This window comes from Limibacterium fermenti, from assembly GCF_041902845.1.
GTDB classification, from domain to species: domain Bacteria; phylum Bacteroidota; class Bacteroidia; order Bacteroidales; family Dysgonomonadaceae; genus Limibacterium; species Limibacterium fermenti.
In genome coordinates this window covers 2,117,449-2,142,691 of record NZ_CP159486.1, presented here as the reverse complement: position 1 = coordinate 2,142,691, position 25,243 = coordinate 2,117,449, and the positions used below count along the sequence as shown (strand labels likewise).

Here is a 25,243-nt window from a genome sequence, read left to right as displayed (position 1 = left end):
AATCGATAATTGACAATTCGTCATTTGTAATTTGTAATTAGTAATTAGTAATTAGTAATTCGTCATTTGTAATTGATAATTCGTCATTATCTAAAGCTTTCTACGGCATTTTTCACCGATCCGTGCAACAGGAGAAGATTCTTCGCCTGATCATAAGGCAGTCCCAGTTCTTCGACAATCATCCGGGTGCCGCGGTCTACCAGTTTTTGATTGGTCAGTTGCATGTTGACCATGCGGTTTCCTTTTACACGTCCCAGCTTAATCATCACGGCGGTCGAAATCATATTTAACACGAGTTTTTGTGCGGTTCCCGATTTCATCCGGGTACTTCCGGTGACGTATTCCGGCCCCACGATAGGCTCGATTTTAATTTCGGCTTCATCCGCAACCGGCGAGTCGGGATTACAACTGATGGCGGCCGTCAGCAAGCCTTTTTCTCGGGCATGCCGGAGTGCGCCGATGACATAGGGAGTCGTTCCGGACGCGGCGATGCCCACCACCGTGTCGTTTTTGCCGATATGATAAGCCGACAGTTCTTGCCATGCCTTGTCCTGATCGTCTTCTGCGGCTTCTACGGGATTGCGAAGGGCCGTATCTCCGCCGGCAATCAAACCGATAACATAGGTGTTGGGCATGCCGTAGGTGGGAGGAATTTCCGAAGCGTCGAGCACGCCGAGGCGTCCGCTGGTTCCCGCTCCGAGATAAAAGAGGCGTCCGCCGCGTTTCATGCGCTCGACAATACCCGTCACGAGTTTTTCTATCTCAGGAATGGTCTTTTGCACGGCAAGTGCGACTTTCTGATCTTCCTGATTGATTTCCGTCAGGATTTCGAGAACGGGTTTCTTTTCCAGATTATCGTATAAAGAGGATTGTTCCGTTATTTTTATAAATGTCATTTTTTTGCGATTAATGAATGGTGATAATAGTGAATCAATCCCTCCATGGGGGATTGCAGGATGCTGCCTGTTTCGATGTTCATGCTTTTAGCCGTGGAGTGCAGGATGTCTTGAAAATAATACGCGATCGAGCCGACAAAATGGACTTTATTGTTTTTGTAATCATACTGCATGACGTTTCTTTCGAAGAAATCGGAAAACGACGTATGGACGATCCGGCTTATAGTCGGATCTTTGATATGCTTCAACAGGAAGGGAGCGAGCCTGGCCAGAAAGCGGCTGGGAAAAGGTTGCCGGTATACGCTGTCGATAATCGTTGCGGGGGTAAGCGCATATTCCGCCAGGAGTTCCTCCTTCAATCCGTCGGTTAACTGATTCTTTAGCGCGTCGCTGACCAAATGTTTTCCCATTACCGCACCGCTGCCTTCGTCGCCGAGGATAAATCCTAACGGCGATACTTGCGCAATCACCTCTTTTCCGTTCCATTGGCAAGAGTTGCTGCCGGTTCCTAAAATGCAGGCGATTCCGGAAGTATGTCCGCACAAGGCGTGTGCCGCGGCTATCAGGTCGCTGTACACCTGAACATCTTCTATGGGAAACGATGCTTGAATGGCTCTTTTTACCCCCTCTATTTTTTCCGGGATGCAACCCGATCCGTAGAAACAGATCGCTTCGATTTCTTCATCCCGCAAGGAAGGATACACTTGTTCCCTAATTTCCTGTGCGATCTCTTCTTCCGATTGATATACGGGGCTAATGCCGTTTTTCGGAAATCGGCGGATGATTTGTCCGTCTTGTACGAAGCACCAGTCCGTTTTGGTTGCGCCGCTATCGGCGATTACGATTGATTTCATTGTTTGAATGTCTAATGTCAAAAGTCTAATGTCTAATGTCATTCCGTACCCGATGTGGAATTCCCTCGTATTTTAGGGGTGTGGGTCAAGCCCACAATGAGCGACGCTTTAACCCGGATATCTGTCTTTAGTCTTTAGACCTTTGACCTGTTACTAATTTGCTAATCCGCTAATTTGCTAATCTACTATGTTGTCTTCTAAATCTTAATGTAAATATCTTTCTTATACAATCCATATCCGAATGCCCAGCATACCGATATAAACAATAACGCGTAGAGCAATGAACCGAAATAGTCGCCGGCCCATGGGCGTAGCAATGCTTCGTAAAAGTAGGTTTTAACGGCTATTGTTTCACCGGCATAAGGAATGCCGATAGTCCCCAGCAATGTAGCCAATACCCCTGCCAGCACATAGATGAAGAGCGGGTTCACGCCGAATGCATGGAAGAAGCGGCTCCATTTTTCTTTCTTGTTGATATCGATGATCCAGATCAGCAATCCGAGTAATTGGGCGGCGAACCCGGTAGTCGTCAGCACGAACGTCGGACTCCATATTCTTTTATTGATCGGGCAGCCGTATTGTAATAGCAATCCCGAGAAAGCCAGCACCGTACCCCAAATCAAGATCTTTTCCACCCGTTTGTTATTATCCTTATACTCGATAATGAGTTTCCCGAACAAGAAACCGATCAATACATGGGCGACGGAAGGGAGCGTACTGAGCAATCCCTCGGGGTCGAAAGCAATCCGTTGGCCGTCGGGAGTCCAGTCTTTATACATGTGATTAGGCCCCCATAGGGCGTTGTCGACCCGTGCAATGATATTCTGTTCCGACAAGTCGAAGCCGTTTCCGAAGAGCAGCAGCAGGAAATAACCCGCCAGCAATGTGACAATGACCCACACCATATGCTTGTGAGGAATGAATACGGCGGCGAGGGCGGCCAATCCGTACGATAAGGCCAATCGTTGCATGACGCCGAGGATGCGCAGTGTGTCGAAATGGGTGGCGGCGGCCGCAAAGTTTTCCCCCGAAGCCAGTCCGCGGCATAATTGCCCGAACCATCCCAGTGCCAGTCCGATGAAGAAGATGACGATCGTCCGCCGGATAATCTTCCACAGGCAAGCCTTTGAAGGTTCGAAATTAAACTTCCGGAGCGACATGAACGTAGAGACTCCCATGATAAACATAAAGAACGGGAACACCAGGTCGGTCGGTGTCAAACCGTGCCACGATGCGTGCCTCAACGGCGCGTATATCGAACTCCATGATCCCGGATTGTTTACCATGATCATGCCTGCAATCGTAATGCCCCGCAAGATGTCGAGCGAAAGCAGGCGGCTGTTGGATTGTTTTATTGAAATTGTATTCATATTGTTATTGATAATGCGCTAAAGCGCGATAGTTATTTGTCCGAAATTAATTTTCTTCTGAATGCTTTTACGAGCCCTGTTTTACTTTTATTTGCATCTACCGAGTCAGCGGCTCTTACCCATTGTTTTCCAAGCGCATCTTTTGCAAAATGCTCCCATCGGCAAACTCTATTCCATACTTTATCTGAAAAGTCCATCGATAAATTATACACTTCCAAATCCTCTATTGTCATATCATTTATATTATCGCTGGCGTAGCGAGCCTGTCTTTTTTATCGCACCGCAGGCGTCTATCGTGCTTTATCGCATTATCGTTGCGAAGCAACAGTATCGGGGAAGCCATTATCATTTATATAGATAATATTTTTTTGATAATTTCTTAAACGATTCTTCGTCTTTTGTCCAATAGGATTGGATGTCAGAGAAGCGATGTTGTTGCGAAAATTCTTTGCGGATAAAGTCGCTCCCGCTCACCTTATCAAACATATTGAAACGGCCTTTATCGGCATGATCGAACACTTTTTTATCGGGATATAACGCGGCGGCGACTTCCATTACATGAAACTGAATATCCGACAACCGGGCTTTCGAAAAATCGGTCAGATGAACTTGAACGCCTTGCAGGTTCGAGCCTTTCCCAACGGAATAGAATGGTTTTAAGTGAATGGGACGAAAGACAACACCCGGCAATCGCTTTGCGTTTAATGCCCGGGCGAATTCTTCGGCGCCGATCCACTCTGCGGCAAACATTTCGAACGGAAGTGTATATCCTACGCCAATCGACATATATCCCAACTCCCCTAAAATGCCGGATACCGGATAAAAATACGCCGAGTGCGCAAAGGGAATATGCGGCGAGGCGGATACCCAAGGCAATCCGGTGTCGCCGAAATTCATTTTCCGCCGCCATTTCTTCATTTTCACCACATGCAACTTGCAGGGCTGTTCCAACATTCTTTCGCCGTTGATCATCAGTGCGAGTTCACCGCAGGTGAGGCCGTAAACATACGGTATTTTCAGTTGGCTGACGAATGAGAAGAAGCCTTCCTCCACGAGATTGCCTTCGACTTTCAAGCCGCCCAACGGATTGGGGCGATCGAGTACGACAAACTCTATGTCGTTTTCCGCTGCGGCTTGCATGGCCAGATACATCGTGGATATATACGTGTACGAGCGGCATCCGATATCTTGAATATCATATACCAACACGTCGATGTCCCGGAGCATCTCTTTCGAAGGTTTTCGGGTGACGCCATAAAGTGAATGAACGGGCACGCCGGTATTCGGATCGGTAAATGTCTCGATCTTGTCGCCTGCATGCACATCGCCGCGCACACCGTGTTCAGGTCCGTAGAGTGCCACGAGCTGTACGTTGGGGGCTTCGTGCAGGATATCGATGGTCGACTTCAGGTTGTTGTCCACTCCCGTAGGATTCGTAATCAATCCTACGCGCTTTCCTTTAAGGATGGAGAACTGATCGTCTTTTAATACTCCGATACCCGTTTTAATCCGTATTTTTTGCGCTTGCACACTGATTGCTTGTACCGACAGGAAAAGCAAACAAAGGAAAAAGACACTTTTCTTCATATTCTTCTTTTTGCGATTATTGTTAAGATAGATGTTTCAAACCATTCCCGGTCTTCTTCGCTTCGAAAAGACGAAAAAGGCAGGTCGACAAATTGTCCTTGCGACAAATAAAGCAGATACCGGTCGTTTCGTTTCAGGTATTTTACAAAGTGAACCCAGCGGATGGGACTTGCCGTGCCGTCGTAAAAATGTCCGACCAGTTTGTCCTCGTCGATTTCATACCACCGTTCCTGAAAGAAGATGCGGTTTGCCGAAGAGCGTACATAAAACCAATATTGAATCGTAATCAGCACCGGATAACCGAACCCGAGTGCAATGACGATGTAGTCCCAAATAGTTTTTTCTTGCACGGTCAAACAAATGATCGCGAAGAGTAACCATAAGGCGGCCAACCACCATTTCCGTCTCCAATATAGGGACAATAGCAGTTTGAAATAGCTCTTGCGGGTCGATTTGATCGAGAATGTTGAGATCATATTATTGAATGTAATCCAAATGCTTCTGCGTTACTCTGTGTAACAATTCTTTTGCTGACTTTTCTTCTTCGCTTTGCCGAAGTCCCGGTCGACGTTGATAAAAGGAATGACCAGAAGAGTCGGAATAGCGCACAGCATTACAAAGATAAAGAAATGATTGTACCCTACCAATTCTTGCAACCATCCGGCGATCATTCCCGGAAGCATCATCCCCAGCGCCATAAATCCGGTGCAAATGGCATAATGGGCGGTTTTGTGTTCACCCTCCGAAAAATAAATCAAATACATCATATAGGCGGTAAATCCGAAGCCGTAACCGAATTGCTCAACCGCAACGGCTAAGTTGATTAATACCATATTTTCGGGCATGAACCATGACAGGTACAAAAATGCAAGGTGCGGCAAGGTGATGCAGAGAGCCATAGGCCAAAGCCAATATTTCAGTCCCTTCCGGTTGATGGCGATTCCGCCGATAATTCCGCCGATTGTAAGGGATAATACGCCGACGGTTCCGTAAACGAATCCGACTTGCCCCGTAGTCAGCCCGAGACCGCCGATGTCGCGCCCGTCCAATAGGAAAGGGGAGGAAAGTTTCACGAGCATGGCTTCACCCAATCGGTACAGAAGCATGAAAGCGATGGCGATACCGATATGCTTTTTGCGGAAAAAAGTCGAGAAGGTACGCCCGAATTCGGTAAGGATATCTTTGGGCGAATGTTCTTTGGGCGCGTCCGAAGCCGGTCGGGGGAGCACAAACCGGTGATAAATAAATATCAGAAGGAAGAAGCCCGCCAATATATAAAAAGTGATGCTCCACGCCATCGGTAAGTTACCCGAGGTCGATTCGAAAGTTGCGGTTGCCGGTTTATCGAGTTTCTTATCGAGTTGAATGACCATATAAGCCGGAGTGTCCCAGTTTTGATCGTTAAAAACCAGTCGTTCTCCCCCGATGAGGGCGATGCTCCTGTCGCCCGATTTTAAACGTGTATTCAATACGACGTCCTTTCCTGCATCGGGCTTTTGGTTTAGTTTCACGGCAACGACCGCCGCATTCCCCACCAGGCCGTCAGCCGAGGGTTGTGTGCGCTTCTCTCCGAAATGATTCCGGATGAAATTAGCGAAAGGCCTCCCCGCATGTTCACTCCAAGGTCGGGAAACGTGTGTTGTCCACCAGGAATCTTTTTTTTCGATTTTCTTTTCTTCCACAACAAAACCGTTTGTGAGATTATGCGCTTGCGCCTGATCCGTAATCTTTTTCAGTGAATCCGATGGAATATTGGTCGTGGAAATCTTCAGCGAAGACGCGAATGCCGTAAAGGAGGCATCGGCCGAAGGCGTTCTTTGAAAGTCTGCCTCCGACACCCATAAAGTGGATTCTACGGGTTGGTTCGTCGATTGGATATTGACTTGCAGGGGTTCCAATCCTGTCGCGGTTTCCAGAAATCCTGCGAGGATAATCAAAAGTCCTTGTCCCGTAATCGAAGCCAAGCGATAAAAGGTGCTCCGGATACCCACGAAGAACGATTGTTGCGAATCATCCAGTGCGAGCATATAGAACCCGTCGGCGGCGATATCGTGCGTAGCGGAACTGAACGCAATCAACCAAAAGACCGCCAGAGTCGCCTGAAAATAAAACGGTGCGGGAATTAAGAAAGCGACTCCCGCCAATCCCGCTCCGATGAATAGTTGCATGATGACGATCCACCATCTTTTTGTATTTATCAGGTCGACAAAGGGACTCCAAAAGGGTTTGATCACCCATGGCAGATATAATAATCCGGTGTAAAGAGCGATGTCGGTATTGGAAATGCCGAGGCGTTTGTACATGATGACGGAAACAGTCATCACGACCACATACGGTATTCCTTCGGCGAAGTAAAGCGTGGGGATCCAGGCCCAGGGGTTGCGAGTTGATTTCATTTTAATAAATTACAAATTACAAATTATGAATTACTAATTACTAATTACAAATTACAAATGACTAATGACTACGAATTACAAATGACTAATTACAAATTGTTTTTGGTCGTTTTTTGAATAGCGGTAATGATTCGAATGATTTCTTCTATTTTATCGAGTAATGGTTGGCTTTGCTCAGTGTTTATATAATTCGTATCTCTTAAAAGGCGTAACCAATATTGCGTTTCGCGCGCTTCTTTATAAGCGATACCTAATTTTGCAAAGAAATCTTTTTTCGATAATCCCCCGATAGCCTCTTCAATATTCGCTCCGACAGATGTTCCGCTTCTTAGGATTTGCTTAGAGAGTGCGTATTCTTTTTTCTCATTACATAAATATTGATATAATCCGATAATTTGAATCGCAAAATCATAGCTTTTCGTTTCTATTATATTTTCTTTTTCCATAAAATCACGCTCCTTCCATCATTTGTCATTTGTAATTCGTAATTCGTAATTAGTCATTCGTAATTAGTAATTAGTAATTATTAATTAATATTTTACGCCTGTTTCTGCGTTCGGAAAGTAATGGTGTAGTATTGCTTTGTAGTCGTATCCTTTTTCGGCCATCATGGCGGCTCCTATTTGGCAAAGTCCTACGCCATGTCCCCATCCGGCGCCGGTAAGGGTGAAGGTTTGGGGAATGCCCTCTTCGTTTTCATCTTCCGTGTCGACTACGAACGCCGAACTATAGAGATGCGATTTCGATAAGGTGCGGCGGATTTCCAGCTCTTTTCCGATCGTCATTACGCGTTCCGTCCCGATGATCTTCAAGCGGATGATCCGTCCCGAAGCCCCCCGTTCCAACGGAATCAAATCGAGTATCTCTCCGAAATCGATTCCGGAACGTTGCCGGATCAGCGACGATAATTCTTCTTGTGAATAGACTATTTTCCAACGATAAAAATCGGCCGTCTCCTGATCGTAATCATTCAGTACCTGCCGCAGCACGTTGGCATCCGTTGTGTTGCAGAAAGCATCGGGAGAAGAGCGTATCCATTTCTCCGCTTCCTCTTCTACGGTAAGATCGGGAGCGGAGTATCCTTCGATGGCGTTGTCCGGTTTCGCTTGCAGATAAGGGTGGGGGACATTCTCCCACACGTTTTCGAAGGCTTCCATTACGCCTCCGCAACATTTCGAAAAACGGGCGTCGCAAATGTCGTCGCCGTACATCAGCACTTCTCCATGCGTTTTCTTAACGACCTCTTCTACCAATTTTGTGGATTGTTTGGTGATGCCTTGATAGCGTTGACAGTGATCGTCGGCGCAGACGTCGAAATTCTTATGGTCTTCCCGGTCGTACCATCGGACAATTTCGGTGGCGGTAATAAAAGCTGTTTGGTAGGTATCGTTTTGCCTGTCGATATGTTTGTTTTTATAGAGTTGTGCCAACAGCCAACTTCTTGAAATGACGGCATGCGCCTCCAACAACGCATGCGAACTCGTCGCGCTCATCTCCGAAGAGATAACGCTTGTCAGATAATCTTCCAATGACACAATGTCGATAGCGGTAATACCGTTATCTTCTACGATAAACTTTAATCCTCCCAGGAACCGTTGGTCTTCTTTCCTTTCCCAATGAAAGTTGACGCCGATAATCACATCGTTCAATTGAAACGAATCGGTATGCAAGTGATCCGACTCGAAGGTGATCTCGTCATAGAGTTCTTCCTGAAAACATATCTTCCCGGAAGATAATTCCACCGAATAATCGCCCGGGGGAAATAGCCTGCCTTGCAGCTTATAGGCAGTAAGCAATGCAAATTTTATTTGTTGCTGTTTTTGCAGAATGCCGACTTGTATCAAAGGTTCATTCATTATTGATTTTTTATTTAGTGTGCATGGGGTGAATCTTTATTATAAATGTTTTTACTTCTGTTTTTTTCGCGCTTGCAGTTCCCATGTGCGAATACGGTCTTTATAGGTGTTATGCGCATTCATCTTGACAATATCGAGCGACGCATCGGAATTGTCTTCCCAACGGCGGCAAAGATACAGCACGTCGTAAATGCGGCCGATTTGATAGTTGCGGGAGATATTCAATCCCAACGCATAATCCTCGCCGTAGCTTGTATTGGGGACTTTTATATCGCGAAGAACCGGCGTGTAGAAAGCGCGGGGAGCGCCGAGACCGTTAATGCGCAGCGCGTTGTTACGCCCGTTTTGGGGAGTCCATTCCTTGTGATCGATAATGCCGGGAGGAATCTCTTCCATGGCGAAGTTCGTCATCTTGTACGTCCCGACAACCATCGCGCAGTTTTGTTCGTAAAACGCGTCGACAATCGTTTGAAGGGTGTTTTCGCTGCTGTAAACGTCGTCGCTGTCGAGTTGTACGGCGAATTTTCCGCATTGGGGGTGATGCACACCTGTGTTCCAGCATCCGCCGATACCTAAATCGTCGCGTTCGGGGAGGAGATGAATGACCCGTTTATCGTGGGTAAATTTCTCAATGGCTTCGCTCGTACCATCCGTCGAATGATTATCAATGATAATAAGATTGAATTTGAAAGCGGCCTTTTGCTTTAATACCGATTCGATGGCATCGCTAATGGTCTTGATGCGGTTGCGCACGGGGATGATGACGGATGCTTCGAACTCAAAATGTGTGTCGTTAAACGCAATCGTCTTGAATTGAGGCTTCAGAAATGCGCCTACGTCTTTCACATGTTCTGTACAAGCCTGTTCCATTTCGATTTGTACTTTGCGGTTTTTGGGATCGACATAATCGAATATTTTCTCGCCCGATTTACGGGTGTCTTCTTCGATTTCAGTATAGAGATATTCGTTGATATGTACCAGCGGATGGGTTTGCGATACTTTCAGCCGCAGGTCATAAAGTCCCGCATACCGGTAATCGATGCCGCTCATCTTTCCGGTGGCATCTTTCAGCGCTTGTGAACGGTAAACGAGGAGCGAGCCGAAGTTAAAATCATCGCGCAGGCTGCCTTCCTGATAATCGATAACGGGATGGTTCTTTTTCGTTCCGTCGACCATCGCGTAATAGTCGGCATATACCATTCCGGCGGAAGAGTCTTCAGCTATCCGCAACATGCGTTCCAATGCGAAATAGCCGAGTTGGAGCACACTCGATTTTTGATAAATAAGCGTGTATTCCGAAGTGGATCTTTCGGCAATGGCTTGAATCGTGCGGGTACTTTGTATCGAGTCTATTTCGATGATTTCCGTCCCTTGCAACGGTTGTAATCCTTTTTGCGGAGCAAGCAGATAAATGGTATTCACCAACTTCGATTGTTGAAGGGCGGCCACAGTCTTGACAGCCTGTTCGGGCTGCGAATAAAGAATAAAAGCGTTTATCTTTTTCATATTGTCTTTTGCTATTCGGGCTTCGCCCGGTTTTTGTCTAAAGTCTAAAATCTAAAATCTTATGTCTTATGTTACCGGTGGTCTCCGGTCATCAGTCTCCGGTCATCAGTCTCCGGTTTGCGGTCGTTAGACCTTGACTCTTATGACTTTTGTAGACCTTCGGCTTAATTCGTCATTCGTAATTCGTAATTTGTCATTTGTCATTTGTCATTTGTCATTTGTAATTATAATCCCATCGCTTGTAAAATACCTTTCAGTAATTCGTCTCTTTTCGCTTGCTCTTTCACCGATTCAATGGGAAAGCCCAATACGCACGTCGAATACGCATCGCCATTATAAAGCGTTCCCGCGCTCAGGTTGTTTTCCGAATACCGAAAGACGGTATAAGCGTTTTTGCCGGCGGGCTCGACCGCATCGGGATTCTCGACTACGTAACTCTCGCTGTTCAATTCATTATAATACTTGTAACTCCCTTGTAGGGATGCGAAAGGCGAGGCGACCGATTTGATGTTGCCTGTGACGGCGCCGTAATTGTTGCGCCATTTGAACTTTAATGTTTCCTGCGCCCATTTGCGGTCGTTTTCGGTGGCGAAAGGATTGTCCCAAAGATCCGTTCCCACAAAAGCGCCGCTGACAATCATGTTTCCGCCACGTTTACAATATTCCGCAATGAGTTGTTGTTCTACCGGTGAGAACGTTTTATATTTCGGCGGCATAGCTCCGCGTGCAACGGTCCATTCGCGTTGTTTTCCTAAAATCCAATCGATTACGCGGTAATCATCCAGTCGGACGGCATTCTGTGCGATAGCTTGTGCGCTTGATGAAACGAAAGAATAACCTGCTTTCGCGAACGATTGTCCGTGGATATAGGGATAATCGAATGTATTGCCGGCGATCGGTGTCGTTTCGTAATTGGCGTCGCTGTCGCCGAATCCCGATGCGTCGTCATCCATCCACGGGATGACGCGGCGGAACTCGTGCATCTGCCCGATAAACTGATGTTCCGAAAGATAAGGCACGCCATTGTCTATGCGCCCGACAAAGCCCGCGATACCGTCGCTTGAAGAGAAAGAGAACGGAGCGGATACGCGTGTGAAGCCGTTCACGATAAGCGCAACGCCTTTTTCGTCGCTTTTACGGCATACGGAAAGGATTTCCGACGGGAAGCTTTGCCCTCCGCCGTTGACGGCCGCCACTTTAAAACGGTATATTTTGTCTTTTTCTATGCGAAGTCGATAGACGTTCTTGTCAACCGGGGTTCCTTTGTCGAATCCGCCGTCGCCGATGCGCGTATAGATAATGTATTGTTGCGCTTTTGCCGTAGGTTCGGCCGCGTCGGGTGTTTCTTCCCATTTCAACTCGATTTCCGTTTCTCCGGTAAATGCTGCGCTGAATTGTTGCACCGGTAACGGTTGCACGACATAGGGGCGGTTGTATTGTCCGGCGATGAATTTGAGCATTCCTTTATAGATGGCGCGGCTGACGGTAAAGCGGAAAGTCGGATCGAGTCCGTAGCGCATGTCTGCCAAATTTTGATGCGACAGCAATTCGAGTAACATGGTAGGGACATTGGGGACCCGCGCTTCGCTGTATGAGCGGTTCCACATGTGGCGGCGCGTCCAATTAGGCTCGAACTCGCGCCGTATGTCGGATACGATTTCATCCATTATTAAATCCGTCAGATCGCGGGATGCCCATCGTGAACGGCCGTTCTCGAAATGTTCATCATTGTGATGCGTCATATAAATACCGAGTGTTCCGATAATGCTATCGTTCAAGGTTGTTCCGGCATCGGAATGAAAAGCGAACGCCAAATCGACGGGTATATGCAATCCCTGTTCGCGGGGAAGGACGGAAGAGCCTCCAGCCAGATAATTCACCCAGAACCCGCGGCTTTGGTAATCATCGGTATAGTCGTTTTTACTTTCGCTGCGATTGTAAATGCTGTCCGGCGCACCGGCCCATTGCAACCAATAACGGGAGCCTTCGGTGTAACGCGGATAGCCGCTGATTTCAGGCTCGAACGATACGGCAGGGCGCAATTTTTGCTTATCCGCAAGCCTGTCGGAACTCTTTGTGTTTTCCTCTTCGAATCCCTCCGGATGAGGCATGCGGGCGATGTTTCCCATTCCGCCGCCGATTTTCACCGCATCGGCGGTAACAATCCGTCCGGCTTTACGAGTCTTGTTCGTCAAGACAATGCGATGGTTTTTTCCCTGATCGAAAAGGAACGACCCGAGAAAGATCCATGTGCCGCCGCCCATCTGCTGATTCACCGAAAAGTCGGTTTGACCTCCCGCATGATACACCCGGTATAAGGCGTCGTCCGTACTATTTGGCAACGTTTGATAGGAGACATAGACGCCGTAAATGCCTTTTTCGGGAATGTCGGGCGTCCACGTAATGGCGCTTTCATTTCCTTTTGTAATTGCTTTGATTTGTCGTGCCGTGCCCATCCTGAACGGGTTTTCGCCGTCGACATAAAACTTTTTCGGATTTGCGAAACCCGGAGATGACGTGTTTTGCCATTGTTCACGGGCGTTTTGTTCCGTGTATTCCGCACCCCGCGAACTGCCGTTGTTATCAATGATGATTTCGTGCGTATTATAATCCCGTTCGCGGGGAAGCAATACGTTGGCGCCGGCATTTTCGAGCATCGGCACTAAAAACGGGACGACATAACTCTGTGTATAGAGGTCTTCGACGGTTTGGAAAATACGCGCGCGTTGCCATTCCCATCGGGAGAGTTTTTGCTCGTAATACCATCCGTGGCTTTGCCACAAAGCGATATGATTGTTCGTTAGTCCCTGTTCGAAGTGCTGAACCGGAGCGGATACATTTGTTATTAATGGCGTCTTGACTTTGTGTGCAATGATACGGCTTTTGTCTTTTTTTGTTTGCCGTCGATGAATGTTGGGTATCAATTCCGATATTTCCCGTCCGTCGGTAACTATCCGGATAGCGAATTTTTTCTTGTCTGTCGGAAGGTAATATCGCACACTGTCATAAAGGCGTTTTACCGTTTCTTCACGCATGGGCATATAAGAAAGCGAAAGTCCTGCAAAGAGTTCAATCGACTTTTTACGGTCGTTCAAAGCGGTACTATCAACCGTGATTCTCCCCGGATGTTGCATTATTTCCTGATAGATGGCCGAAAAAGACGAAGCGACAGATTGCCTGATATCTGAATTGGTTATTTTCTGTTCTTGAGAAAAGGATTCGAAAATAAGCGCAAATGCAAAAATAAAAATAATAAATCTTTTCATATTTCAATAGAATAGGCCGACGACGGTATTATTCAATAATTCCAGCAAAAATAATGAATATTATCGATTTATTGGATATATTCCGTCACTTCTTTTCTATTAATTCGGAAGGGTTACTTTCTTTGTTATCCTTATTCATTGTCGTTATACAATAATGTCCTGCTAACTTTACGTCCATACTATTGTCTTTCGTCATTCCCAACACTTGTCCTTCTTTTTTCAGATCGGAAAAATAATATACAATCGATTTTACGTCTCCCGTTGTATTCCATATCAAGCGATTGTTTTCTATTTTAATGTCTTTTGCTTCTGATGGGGCAGGAGCAACACTACGTCCGGCGAATGGAATAACCGCTTCGTTTTTGTAAATAGATGCCAGTTTGTCGGTTATTTCGATTTTATTGAATAATAGATATCTTGCACTGTACATCGCATTCCCTACTACTTTCTTGTCCCGTTTGGTCAACTCAAATTGCCGGTCTAATTCCTGAGTCGATTGAAAGGCGGATGGGCTAGTGCCGTCTCCAAACTTGTATAATGCATGGCCTACCATCAATAGGGCTTTTCCATTGTATTGCGACCACCAGTTGAGCCGCGTTTGAAAATCGTTATAAGAATTTCCGATCTCCTGATATAATTGCGGTATGAGGATATCTACCCATCCTTCTTTACACCATTTGGAGACATCAGCATATAGCGTTTTAAGACTATAATCGGGATTTGCCGCAGGCGACACAGAAAAAACGACTTCCGGCTTCGTGGCAACGATGGCATCATAAACTCCTTTGATGGTTTTATCGACATTTGCCCTCCGAAAATCTTCGATAGAGGAAAACTCCGCCCCGTATTTTTCATAATCTTGTTTATCAGATACCATCGTACCTGCCGAAGAGGGATCCGGATAAAAATAATCGTCAAAATGAATGCCGTCGACATCGTATTTCGTTATCAGGTCTTTGACGATATCGGCAAGACGTTGCCTTACTTCGGGTAATGCAGGGTTATATATTTGAATTTTTTCATGACTGAGCACCCATTCCGGTTTTACAGAGCGATGAAGTTCCGGATAAGGCGTGGCGTTATTTGTTCTTGTGGCAATTCGATATGGGTTCATCCATGCATGGAATTCGATATCTCTTGCATGAGCTTCCTCAATCATAAAGGCAAGCACGTCATATCTGGGATCTTTTCCCCTGTCTCCGGTAATCCACTTGCACCAGGGTTCATAAGGAGAATTATAAAAAGCATCGCCCATCCCTTTTACCTGAAAGAATACTGCATTCATATTCAGTTCTTTCAATTTATCCAGATACGTAATGTATTGTCGTTTTTGAACCTCCAGATCGTATTTTTCCATGGGCCAGTCCAAACCCCAAACCGTCGCTATCCATACGGCCCTCATTTCTTTCTTAGGAAAAATAAGTTCCGATTCTTCCGGAACGGTTGGTTTATCCGGATTGTCTATGTCTATTTCCGGATCTTTATTACAGGAAAAAAAAGATACTATCGCCAAGGATATAATAGAGGTATAAAATAAAAGTTTTTTCATCTTTCAATTTAAAATAAGAATTATATCATAAATAAGGCGATAAACTTTTTGAGAAGTGTATTATAAACGGCAAAAAGTTTATCGCCTATGTATTGAATTTATCTCTATACAGAATTAATCGTCCAACGTTTTCTTGGGAAATTCAACAATTACGAATCCTGCATCCGCCGATGCCGAAAATAATAATAATTTATCGTCATTTCCTTCCGCATCTTTTTCTACAAACCAACCGCTTTGAGTCGATGGCGCCGAGTTTATAGGACCTAATAACGGATATTGATATAAAGGCTGCATAGTCCCTTCTTCAAAAATCTTCAATGCTTCGGCAATGCTGCTACCTTTGGTAATATCATATACATACATTGCAACCGCATCATCGCCTCGGCGTGCAGCCGTTGTCATCAATAAATAACGTTCATCATTGAAGTAAACCACACGCGGGTCGGAACCGGTGAGAGGGATGGACGCATTTTTCATTTTATAGGATACCTGCGCTTCGTTGCTGGTAACCATGATTGGGACCTCGTATCCGGTAAGCAGATATTCTTCGGTTTTACCGACTCTGTTCATATTCATAAAACCCGTTACACCGGTTTGAGTAGGCAGTATTGTCGGTTCTGAGATGGACGTGAAGTTGGTCACTTTCAACCGAAGAATTTGAGTAACGGCATTATCTCCAAAAAACATGTATCCGTTTCCATTTTCATCTACATTTACCGAAAGGTTATCGCCGTGCCGTGCTCCTGCTCCTTCGATGGTCGCTTTATTGATGTTTGCTATCACTTCCGGCTCTTTCGTAGGATCGGTCCAATGATAGATTTTCAAGGGAGAGACTAATCCTCCCGAAAGGTTCGCGATATAAGTATGTCCGTGTATTTGCGCGCCACAGTTAACGACAAATGTCCCTCCCGCAACTCCTGTTAGATTCAGGGGAATGGGCTTGATTTCATTTTTCTTTAAATCTTCCACTTTCAGTAGATGGGACCCCTCGGTGGCACGAGTAACAATTAGTACATGTTCACCGTCGAAGCCTGTTCCTCTGGTGCTTAATCCTTTGAACGAAGGATACACCGGATTACCGAGTTCATTGTTCGTATTATCATAGATTTGGAATTTATTGAAATCGGCACCAAATACGGGGATATTCAATCTTAGAGTTACGAAATATTCACGAAACCGAGGCTCATTGACGATTTTTATTACAATGGTTTTTGCATCGTTTCCTTCTTCGAAAGAAAATTCATAAGCCTCTTGGTTTAATTTCGCACCATCGGACATTTCTGCTTCGAATTTGATAGCCGAAAGATTTGTTTCGGGATCGATTCTCGGGAACCACACTGTTTTGGCGTTTTCATCTATAACACCTTCTACAACAGTATTCCCTTCTTTTCCTGCATTGACAATCTTTATGGATTTCAACACAACTTGATTAGGAGACTCGATGTTTTCCGGATAGTTTTCTCCGCACGAGGTGAGAAAGAGAGAAAAGAATGCCGTTACCAATCCGATTAATAATGTGTATTTTATTTTTTGCATATTGCTAATCATTTTAATCAGTTTAATTAATTAATTTTGAGGCCAACCTTGGGTTTGCTGAAGTTTATAGCCTTTGCTTTCATAATTATCCATTTGGGTTTTACCTACCGGCGACAAATAAGGATTCACATTTACTTGATTAAGGAACGGTTGGCGCCCTTTCGTAACGGTTGCTTTATAGAAGCCTACCATTTCTGCATTATTATTACCATTATAAACGATTGTGGTTCCATCGGCTTTTGTTACGGAAAATTCATTTGCGTTTCCAGCCGTAAGTTGGTCTTTCGCTTCTACTGGAAAGTTTACCCAGGCGCCTGACAGTAATTCGGAATGCATATCGGTATCCATATATTCGAGTTTAGACCAACGTTTCAAATCGGCAAGACGTAAATTCTCAAAGATAAATTCCATGCGACGTTCCCTGCGGATTTCCCATAATAAAGAAGAAACATTCGGATCTTTGGCTGGGTCATTCGGTAAGGCATCCAGCATCATGGCTTTTGTTTTTTGGACTCCTTTCTCCACTGCTTCCGGAGCTAATGGACGGTCACGGATTTTATTGATGGAGGCGTCTATATCTTCCTGAGTTACGGCTGAACCCCCAATAGTTGCCAACTCCGCTTTCGATTCAATCCAATTGAGTAATATTTCCGCGTAGCGCAAAATTGGAGCATCGGTAACATTATTGGATCCTTTTAGTTCGTTGGGAACCGTTCCTGTTTCTTCCAATGCTTTTATTCCATATCGGGGGAAAAATTTGACGGGGAACAGAAAGGAACCTTTTGCGTTGATCTCGGGTTTGTCATAAAATGTTCCTTCAAAGCGTGAATCCCGAGTTTTTACTAAATTCGCAATTGTAAAATCTTTCGCTCCTTCTGTCGTGGAGTTTTGCCATACGTTTCCGTCAACGCAGAGGAATGCCTTGAGCAAATCCGTCGTTCCCCCGTAGTTGATGGAGTTGGCCGGATTATTATAATGCGCTACACTGTGTGTTACTTTTATTTCAGCGTTATAATTCCGGAAAAGAATACACTCTTTATTACTTTTAAGATCGTTCGATGTGAATAAGGTCCTAAAATCTGAGTCAATGTAATATTTATTACTGTTTATAATAAATTCGGAAGCCTCTTTTGCTAATGTCAGGAATTTTGTAGCGCGTTCGTTATTTTTGTAATAATATTTTTGCCAGGTCCCTTCGTATAATGCGATTCGTGAAATAAATCCGGCTACGATATACCTATTTACGGTTTGATCGCCGTCGTTCAATCGCACGTTTTGGAAGGCAAATTGCAAGTCATCGTAAACAGCATCCATTACGTTGTTTCGGGGAGTGCGTGCCTTGTATAAATCGTCCATATCTATGTCGCTCACAACATGGTCATAATAAGGAACATCTCCATAGGTGAAAACTAGGTCAGCATATTCCATACCCCTAAAAAAACGGCCTATCCCCATCCAATGATTATAGGCTTCCTCCGGGAGAATATCCTGCATTCTGTTTCCTACCCTGTCTATCAGAATATTGATGGAACGCAATGTCTTCATACTCCATATATTGCTGTTGGGAACAGAGCGCGTAAAATTACCTTGATTTCCCCGTTGTACGACATCGTCGTTGAATAACGATACATCGGTACTATATCCGGTAAAGAAACCCGTATAAAATTGGTTGGCATATAGCCGAACCTTATCCTCGCTAGTCCATGCCGTTTCGTCGTTTTCATTGCTTAAAGGCGGGCGATCGAGAAAGTCTTCGCATCCCGAAATGAAGAGAAGCATCCAAAATAAAGAGATGATAATTATTTTATTTTTCATTTTATTCTGTTTTTATGTATTATAAACTTATTTGTACGCCGACTGAAGCGGATTTAAATGATGGATTGCCTGTCCCTGTTCGATCGCTGTTATATCCGCTGGATTTGAGTGGCGAGTATCCGGAAATTGCTTCGGGATCGATGGGAAGTCCGCGCAGTTTGTCGAAAGTGAAGAAGTTTTCCAGCGAAACATATACACGCGCATTTGATAAGTAAATGTGATGCAAAATATTTTGGGGGAAACTGTAGCCGAACGTAATATTTTTTATTTTCATATAGGCCATATTCAACATATAACGGTTTTGTTTCCTCATCACGAACCCCTCGTTACTGCCCCCTAAATTCCATGCTCGGGGATAAAAGGCATCCGTTCGGTCTTCTCTCCAATAATTTTCGGCAATGGCTTGTGGCATGGCGCCCTCTTTTGGAAAATATCCGGGGATCGCTAATTGTCCGGTTCCCCATATTTTTCTTTTTCCAATTCCTTGGAAAAATATAGATGCGTCGAACCCTTTGTAGTCGGCGCCCAAGCGCAATCCATATTCATAACGTGGTGTAGAATTACCTATTACCACTTGGTCGCCGGGATCCCCAAATGTGTTTTTTCCAGGGGTAATATATCCGTCACCATTCACATCGACAAATTTGACATCCCCCGGAGCAATGAGCATCACCTGATTACCGTCTTCAAAATAAGTTTGGTATACAGGATTATTTCCAGCTAATTGGTTGGTACGTTTTGCTGTTCCATCCCAAATAATGGTGGTTTGCTGGATATTACCTTTGTCGTCATAGACAAAATCTTCTTTTTGGTACAGGCGATCGGTTACAAAACCATAGATGTCGCCATAGCGACGCCCTGTAGCAAAATTATTACTTAGTAGCCTGTTTTCCCAAGGAGTATTCCAATCAGCACCTTTGGTAATATCGGTAATCGCGTCCGAAATATTCGCATTCATTGTGAGGCGCAATCCGTTTCCGAACTGATGACTAAAGTCGGCAGAGATTTCCCAGCCGCGTGTACGCAAATTCCCGAAATTTCCTTGAGGGGCATCTGCACCATATGTGGCAGGTAATGCCTCACCCGGTATAATCATGTTTTTAGTGTCTCTTTGATACCATTCGAAAGTGAGTCCAAGTTTGTTTTTAAAAAAACGTAAATCAAACCCGGTGTTAATCGTTTGAATTTCTTGCCATGTAATGCCGTCTGAAATTGGATTCGGAGTCCCCAATTGGAAAAATTGTTGGCCGTCGCTGGTAAGCCATGAGTTTTTTCCCGGATCCATCATCGCCAGATAGAGACCATTGCGTACACTTTGATCTCCGATAGAACCCCACGAAGCGCGCAATTTAGCAAAGCTTAGTACCGGTTGTAACGGTTCCATAAATTTCTCACCCGACACAATCCAACCGCCGGAAAATGAGGGATACCATCTCCATTGCAATCGTGTAGGGAATTTGGAAGTGGCATCACGGCGTAAATTCGCCTCTAATAAGTATTTATCGGAGAAAGAATAGTTGATGCGGCCGAAAAAACCAAATTGCGAATCCCAGTTTGCGTCTCCACCTACCGTTTCTGCACCTTTAGTGAATTCGAATTGAGGATTGTCTTTATTCCACAATTGTGTTCTATTCGACCAATGGCTATCATCTCTATAAGCAACGATATTCGAACCCAACATGAATTTAAATTGGTGAATATCCCGCAGATTTAGAGAGTAAGTAGAATAGGCATTGAAGGTGTGTTTATTAGAGATAAAGCTGTTTTTATAATAATAGCTTTGTTCTTCCGTTACGTAATTCGAATTATAGAAACGATAAGCTGCGATCCCTTCATTTTCCACTATCTGACCTTCGTTGTTTACATAGACCTGATTGCCATCGTCATCCCTCCAAGGAACCGGAGCATACCAATGTTCTAAGGCGGAAGAAACAGGAAGAGACGATGTATTTGTGTTTACTTGTGTACTGTAGGAATAATCGGCTATCAAGTTCCAATTGTTTGTAAAATCGATAGTCGTTCCCAGATTCAGATTGGTATACCGGTTCTTTTTAATCACATCGTTAGTATTCTTTGTATCCCAATAAGCATCATGAATTTCTTGTCCATGTTCTGTTGTAGCAATCGGGAAAAGTCTGCTCCATCGATATAAATAGAGCCAAGGGTCGGCGGCAAAACCCCATGTACTGCTTGCATTGGGATAACGTTTTGTAGCTTCCGAATACATCACTCCTCCACGTATCGTTAAGAAATCGGTTGCTTTGGTCGATAAGTTAATGCTACTGGTGAATCGTGAAAAGTCATCATGTTTTGCCGGTTTCATCATACCTTCTTGTCCCAGATACCCCAAGCTCAGATTATAATTCGTATCATTCCGTTTTCCATTTAGAGACAGATTATGATTTTGCGAGAATGCATTATTCTTTACCATAGCATCTACCGGGTCATAAATCCTGTAGCCGTATTTATCTGTCCCGTCAAAAATCCAATCCCGGCCATATAAAACGGGATCTGAATTATTAATAGTTCCGCCATATAGATTTTGCCATTCTCTGATTTTCTCCAAGCTTTCTTCGTCAACACGCCAAAAACCTCCGGCAGCTCCCGCCCCCTTCATATTCCGATGAGCATCTACGGTGTATTCCAACCCTTCTATACCTGCAAGTTCGATTTTTTTGAAAGGGTTTTGCCAAACGAAATTGGAAGAGTAGGATATTTCCGATTTATCGGTTTTAGCTCCTTTTTTCGTTGTAATAAGTACGACGCCAAAGGCTGCTTTAGCTCCATAAATGGAACTGGCAGCGGCATCTTTCAATACGGAGATGGTTTCTATATCGTTCGGATTGATTAATTGAATGCTGGGGATTTCCACGTTATCCACCAAAATCAAAGGATCGCTTGAGCCTGCAATAGAGGCTATCTGCCCCCGGATTTTTATAACCGGGTCAGAGCCCACTTCACCACTCGGCACAACAATGGAAAGTCCCGGGATAGTACCTTGAAGTCCGCGTCCGACATCAGGGAGCGGGCGGCTACCTAAAACTTCTTCTACATTCACCGAAGAGACGGCTCCGGTAAGATTGGCTTTCTTTTGTGTGCCGAACCCTACCACTACAATTTCCTCCAACGATTTGTTATCTTCTTCCAACACGATATTGAACGACGTTTTTCCTGCCGTTGAAATTTCTTGCGATAAATAACCGATATAAGAAATGCGCAAGGAGGCATTCTCTTCCACTTGCAAAGAGAATTTGCCGTCGATATCGGTAATGGTTCCATTGGAGGCCGTGCCGGCTTCAATGATATTTGCTCCGATAATCGGTTCTCCGTTCTTATCTACTACGCTCCCTTGGATGGTTTTCTTTGTTTGTTCCACTTCCTTTATGGGAGCAACAGCGACTGATTTATCGTCGGAGGACTTGTTCTTAAATATGGCAATTTGCCTTTTCACGATGGTATAGGATAAATCGGTGTTTCTTAACAAGAGGCTCAACACTTCATCAATGCTCTTGTTGTTCATGTTTACATTGACTCTGCGGTTTAATTCTTTTTCCGAATTATCCATAATAAGAAATAAATAATCACTGTTTTTTTCTATTTGATTAAAGGCATCTTTCAGTTTCATATTCTTTAATTCCACGGAAATCGATTTGGATTGGGAATAAATGTTTTCCGCTGTGATAGAAAAAATACAGAAAAACGAAATTAGAAAATATATTTTCATGATTTTTAAGAGCTTGTTGTTTATTTTTAAAGCGCTCTTTTTTGATTTGTTTGTTTTTTGCATATCTTTGTTGTTGAATTTTAATTTATTACTACATGCTAAATTATGATTCGTTTTCGGTCGAATAATGTTGGCGCATTATTCGACTTTTTCATGTTCCGTTCTTTCATTTTAATCTTTCCATAGGCATCCGTTTTTGTTGTTCATTTTTATCGATTCATTCTTTATTTTCTATACATGCGTAACGGCTTTCATTCTGAAAAGCACGTCGATTCTCTTAAGGGATACTGTTCTTTCTGACCATTATTGTTCCGCCCTCATTCTCTTCGTATTCGTAAAGTAAGGCGGTCATTTGAGAAAAAGCATTCAGGACATCGTTCAAGTCCTCGGAAAGAAATAGTTTTCCGGAACATGTTTGAGTCTGTAGACTGAGCTCTTTAGGGTAGATGAACTTTACATTATAATATCTCCCGATCTTCTTTAAGACTTCGTTTAAAGGAGTTTTATTCAATTGAATAAAACCGTTTTTCCAACTAATGTACTCATATACATCGACGATTTTACTACTTATATTTCCATTATGAATTTCCGCCATTTGGTTGGGCTCTAATAATACACTACGATTGTTGGAAGCTATTTGAAGCGAGCCGTTTACTAAAACAACCGACTCTTTCGAATCGTCGGTGTAAGCCGATACATTAAAAGACGTGCCCAATACCTTTATCTGTGAGTGAGGGGTGTGAATGATAAACGGAGTATTATTTCGTTTAGCGACTTCAATAAATAACTCACCTTCTATTTTAATTTCACGGCTGTCAGGTGAAAACGCCGAAGGAAATTCCATGACGCTTCCGGAGTTTACATATACTTTTGAACCGTCGGCCAGAATAAGAGAAGTGCGTTGCCCGAACGGTACGATGAGTTTATTGATTTCGTTTTCCTTCAGTTCTATTTCGGTTTGAGAGATGGAATCCTCGATAATCATATTGTTTTTCTTTTCAGACAAATCGAGTTTGGCATTGTTCTTAAGATTTAACCGGTTATTTCCCGAAAGAAGCTGTATTTCATTCTTGTCGATAATTTCGCCGATGAAAACTTCCTCGGGAGAGTCCGTACGGAGGTTTCTCATAAAAATAGCGGATACGATGAGGGCTGCCAAAACGGCGGCAGCGGAGATCGAATAAAAGCGACGTATTTTTTTTGTTTTGTGCCGATAGATTCTTTTATGAAGTTCTTCTTCGATAGATTCACGAATACCCTCTTCTATAACGATCGTTTGGAGGTCTCTTATTTTTTCAAATTCTTGCTTCGCTTCAGCCAACAAAGGTTTCAATTCGGGATACTCGAGAATAAAAGTATTCCAGTAATCCTCAAGTTCCTGTGTTGGATGTATCCTCCAATAAACAAAAAGGTCGTCGCGTAAAAAGTCGCTGCTATTTGTGTAAAAATGCGCAGCTTTTCTATTATTCATGTGATTCATATCAGTCCTATAAAAAAGATATTCTCATGTAACTCAAGATATCTTTGATTTCGAAGTCTTTTATCGAATTTATATAAAGACTGTATGATAAAAAGAAGGGAGACTTTATTAACTTTCTTTAATAGTATAGGGCGAGTAAAATGGAACGAAAAGAGCTTTCCGAATCGTCTTTTATTTTTTTGATGGCGCGGTGGAATGCTTTTTTAACCGAAGTGGGATGGAGCTTCAAGATAATACCTATTTCATTGTAATTAAGGTTCAGTTGATAACGGTAATAAATAATTTTGCGTTGTTTAGGAGATAAACCCTTCACCAGTTTTTGTACTTTCTTTCTCAATTCGTCTTGTTCCTCTTTCTCCATCATTTGATCGACAATGGTTTGATCTTCTTCTACGATAAGATCATCATAACATACAGCCGAGATTTTTTCTTCTTGCTTATATAAATCGAAGAGCCGGTTTTTGAGACAGTGAAGTAAATAAAACTCTATATTATCGACATAGTCGAGTTTGTTTCTGGAAACATAAATGGTGTAAAACACATCTTGGACAGCATCCTGCACGGTTTCTTGTGTAAAGCCCAACTTCAAACCATACATGAAAAGCTCTTGAAAGTATTCGTTGTAAAGTTCTCCAAAAGAAGAAGAATCGCCTTCTAAAAAATTTTTCCATGTTCTATTCGGAGCCATTTCAACTAATTCAACTAAAAAAAAGTTATTCGATATGTTTTACTACAGAATATAACTCATGTTGTGGGAGGATAGTTCAAAAAATAGATAATAAATGATTCATTATCGGTTTATTATTGGGCGTTTTTCTTTCGTAGCGTTTGAAAAGAATAGCCATACGGATGCTTTTCGTCTGATGGATGCGTTTCCTCTTCCGTGAGCGTCCATTGTGAAAAATCGATTTCCGGGAAAAAGGTGTCGGCATCCGTAAACGTGTGATGGATACGCGTCAGGTACAATGTGTCCGCGACGGGTAATGCCGTGCGATAAAGTTGCCCGCCTCCGATGACGAAAAACTGCGTTTCATCGGTGTGGCTTTCGAGCGCTTCCTCCCACGAACGGACTACGGTGCAGCCGGGGTAGTCGGCTCTATTGCCGGACGTGACAACGACATTCACGCGATGGGGCAGGGCGCCCTTCGGCAGCGATTCGAATGTACGCCGCCCCATTACCACGGTATGTCCCTGAGTCCTGTTTTTAAAGTGACGCAAGTCGTTGGGTAGGTGCGTCAGTAATCCGCCGTCGCGCCCTATGGCGTTACGTTCGTCTAAAGCGACGATGATTGCGATGGGTTTTGTTGATAAATGATTGGCGTTCATAAATTAGAGACGAATTACGAATTACGAATTACAAATTACGAATTACGAATGTTTGAATTGTTGAATCATTGAATTCTCAACT

General features: G+C 44.0%; 17 protein-coding genes and 1 pseudogene. All 18 read right to left on the bottom strand.

The features are described from left to right. Positions 1–86 precede the first annotated feature (86 nt). Positions 87–896 (bottom strand): N-acetylmuramic acid 6-phosphate etherase, encoded by an 810-nt coding sequence (gene murQ / locus ABNK31_RS09480; RefSeq protein WP_418892288.1) that lies wholly within the window; start codon positions 894–896, stop codon positions 87–89. Then, on the bottom strand, positions 893–1,750 hold the full coding sequence (locus ABNK31_RS09475) for an ATPase (RefSeq protein WP_418892287.1): 858 nt from the start codon (positions 1,748–1,750) through the stop codon (positions 893–895). Before ABNK31_RS09475 ends, murQ begins: the two co-directional genes overlap by 4 nt. 197 nt (positions 1,751–1,947) lie before the next feature. Continuing rightward, positions 1,948–3,120: an acyltransferase family protein gene (locus tag ABNK31_RS09470; protein ID WP_418892286.1), complete on the bottom strand. Its 1,173-nt coding sequence runs from the start codon at positions 3,118–3,120 to the stop codon at positions 1,948–1,950. A 32-nt stretch (positions 3,121–3,152) separates the two neighbouring features. Beyond that, a complete protein-coding gene (locus tag ABNK31_RS09465) occupies positions 3,153–3,353 on the bottom strand; it encodes a four helix bundle protein (protein ID WP_418892285.1) in 201 nt (66 codons plus the stop codon). Between the two features lie 112 nt (positions 3,354–3,465). Next, entirely contained in the window at positions 3,466–4,707 is a 1,242-nt protein-coding gene (locus ABNK31_RS09460) for an exo-beta-N-acetylmuramidase NamZ domain-containing protein (RefSeq protein ID WP_418892284.1), read from the bottom strand. Next, positions 4,704–5,183: a YcxB family protein gene (locus tag ABNK31_RS09455; protein WP_418892283.1), complete on the bottom strand. Its 480-nt coding sequence runs from the start codon at positions 5,181–5,183 to the stop codon at positions 4,704–4,706. Before ABNK31_RS09455 ends, ABNK31_RS09460 begins: the two co-directional genes overlap by 4 nt. A 1,410-nt stretch (positions 5,184–6,593) precedes the next feature. Continuing rightward, positions 6,594–7,103 (bottom strand): annotated as a pseudogene (locus ABNK31_RS09450) (MFS transporter); the annotation flags it as partial. A gap of 89 nt (positions 7,104–7,192) precedes the next feature. Then, on the bottom strand, positions 7,193–7,549 hold the full coding sequence (locus ABNK31_RS09445) for a four helix bundle protein (protein ID WP_418892282.1): 357 nt from the start codon (positions 7,547–7,549) through the stop codon (positions 7,193–7,195). An 84-nt stretch (positions 7,550–7,633) separates the two neighbouring features. Beyond that, on the bottom strand, positions 7,634–8,959 hold the full coding sequence (locus tag ABNK31_RS09440; protein WP_418892281.1) for a SpoIID/LytB domain-containing protein: 1,326 nt from the start codon (positions 8,957–8,959) through the stop codon (positions 7,634–7,636). Between the two features lie 51 nt (positions 8,960–9,010). Beyond that, complete coding sequence (locus ABNK31_RS09435) at positions 9,011–10,465, bottom strand: glycosyltransferase family 2 protein (protein ID WP_418892280.1); 1,455 nt, start codon at positions 10,463–10,465, stop codon at positions 9,011–9,013. A 224-nt stretch (positions 10,466–10,689) separates the two neighbouring features. After that, a complete protein-coding gene (locus ABNK31_RS09430; protein WP_418892279.1) occupies positions 10,690–13,731 on the bottom strand; it encodes a xanthan lyase in 3,042 nt (1,013 codons plus the stop codon). 85 nt (positions 13,732–13,816) lie between these two features. Continuing rightward, entirely contained in the window at positions 13,817–15,280 is a 1,464-nt protein-coding gene (locus tag ABNK31_RS09425; RefSeq protein WP_418892278.1) for a glycoside hydrolase family 10 protein, read from the bottom strand. 114 nt (positions 15,281–15,394) lie between these two features. After that, positions 15,395–16,816 carry a DUF4623 domain-containing protein gene (locus ABNK31_RS09420; RefSeq protein ID WP_418892277.1) on the bottom strand — a complete coding sequence of 474 codons (1,422 nt, stop codon included), beginning with the start codon at positions 16,814–16,816 and terminating at the stop codon, positions 15,395–15,397. A 30-nt stretch (positions 16,817–16,846) separates the two neighbouring features. Beyond that, a complete protein-coding gene (locus ABNK31_RS09415) occupies positions 16,847–18,631 on the bottom strand; it encodes a RagB/SusD family nutrient uptake outer membrane protein (protein WP_418892276.1) in 1,785 nt (594 codons plus the stop codon). A 19-nt stretch (positions 18,632–18,650) separates the two neighbouring features. Continuing rightward, positions 18,651–22,256, bottom strand: a complete 3,606-nt coding sequence (locus ABNK31_RS09410) for a TonB-dependent receptor (RefSeq protein ID WP_418892275.1) — start codon at positions 22,254–22,256, stop codon at positions 18,651–18,653. A gap of 376 nt (positions 22,257–22,632) precedes the next feature. Next, positions 22,633–23,826, bottom strand: coding sequence for a FecR family protein (locus ABNK31_RS09405; RefSeq protein WP_418892274.1), 1,194 nt, complete (start codon positions 23,824–23,826; stop codon positions 22,633–22,635). Positions 23,827–23,953: 127 nt separating this feature from the next. Beyond that, on the bottom strand, positions 23,954–24,523 hold the full coding sequence (locus ABNK31_RS09400; protein WP_418892273.1) for an RNA polymerase sigma factor: 570 nt from the start codon (positions 24,521–24,523) through the stop codon (positions 23,954–23,956). 113 nt (positions 24,524–24,636) lie between these two features. Then, positions 24,637–25,161, bottom strand: a complete 525-nt coding sequence (locus ABNK31_RS09395; RefSeq protein WP_418892272.1) for a dihydrofolate reductase — start codon at positions 25,159–25,161, stop codon at positions 24,637–24,639. Positions 25,162–25,243 lie beyond the last annotated feature (82 nt).

Coding starts and splice junctions, on each gene's coding strand:
- murQ (WP_418892288.1), bottom strand. CDS start 896: ATGACATTTATAAAAATAACGGAACAATCCTCTTTATACGATAATCTG.
- ABNK31_RS09475 (WP_418892287.1), bottom strand. CDS start 1,750: ATGAAATCAATCGTAATCGCCGATAGCGGCGCAACCAAAACGGACTGG.
- ABNK31_RS09470 (WP_418892286.1), bottom strand. CDS start 3,120: ATGAATACAATTTCAATAAAACAATCCAACAGCCGCCTGCTTTCGCTC.
- ABNK31_RS09465 (WP_418892285.1), bottom strand. CDS start 3,353: ATGACAATAGAGGATTTGGAAGTGTATAATTTATCGATGGACTTTTCA.
- ABNK31_RS09460 (WP_418892284.1), bottom strand. CDS start 4,707: ATGAAGAAAAGTGTCTTTTTCCTTTGTTTGCTTTTCCTGTCGGTACAA.
- ABNK31_RS09455 (WP_418892283.1), bottom strand. CDS start 5,183: ATGATCTCAACATTCTCGATCAAATCGACCCGCAAGAGCTATTTCAAA.
- ABNK31_RS09445 (WP_418892282.1), bottom strand. CDS start 7,549: ATGGAAAAAGAAAATATAATAGAAACGAAAAGCTATGATTTTGCGATT.
- ABNK31_RS09440 (WP_418892281.1), bottom strand. CDS start 8,959: ATGAATGAACCTTTGATACAAGTCGGCATTCTGCAAAAACAGCAACAA.
- ABNK31_RS09435 (WP_418892280.1), bottom strand. CDS start 10,465: ATGAAAAAGATAAACGCTTTTATTCTTTATTCGCAGCCCGAACAGGCT.
- ABNK31_RS09430 (WP_418892279.1), bottom strand. CDS start 13,731: ATGAAAAGATTTATTATTTTTATTTTTGCATTTGCGCTTATTTTCGAA.
- ABNK31_RS09425 (WP_418892278.1), bottom strand. CDS start 15,280: ATGAAAAAACTTTTATTTTATACCTCTATTATATCCTTGGCGATAGTA.
- ABNK31_RS09420 (WP_418892277.1), bottom strand. CDS start 16,816: ATGCAAAAAATAAAATACACATTATTAATCGGATTGGTAACGGCATTC.
- ABNK31_RS09415 (WP_418892276.1), bottom strand. CDS start 18,631: ATGAAAAATAAAATAATTATCATCTCTTTATTTTGGATGCTTCTCTTC.
- ABNK31_RS09410 (WP_418892275.1), bottom strand. CDS start 22,256: ATGAAACTGAAAGATGCCTTTAATCAAATAGAAAAAAACAGTGATTAT.
- ABNK31_RS09405 (WP_418892274.1), bottom strand. CDS start 23,826: ATGAATAATAGAAAAGCTGCGCATTTTTACACAAATAGCAGCGACTTT.
- ABNK31_RS09400 (WP_418892273.1), bottom strand. CDS start 24,523: ATGGCTCCGAATAGAACATGGAAAAATTTTTTAGAAGGCGATTCTTCT.
- ABNK31_RS09395 (WP_418892272.1), bottom strand. CDS start 25,161: ATGAACGCCAATCATTTATCAACAAAACCCATCGCAATCATCGTCGCT.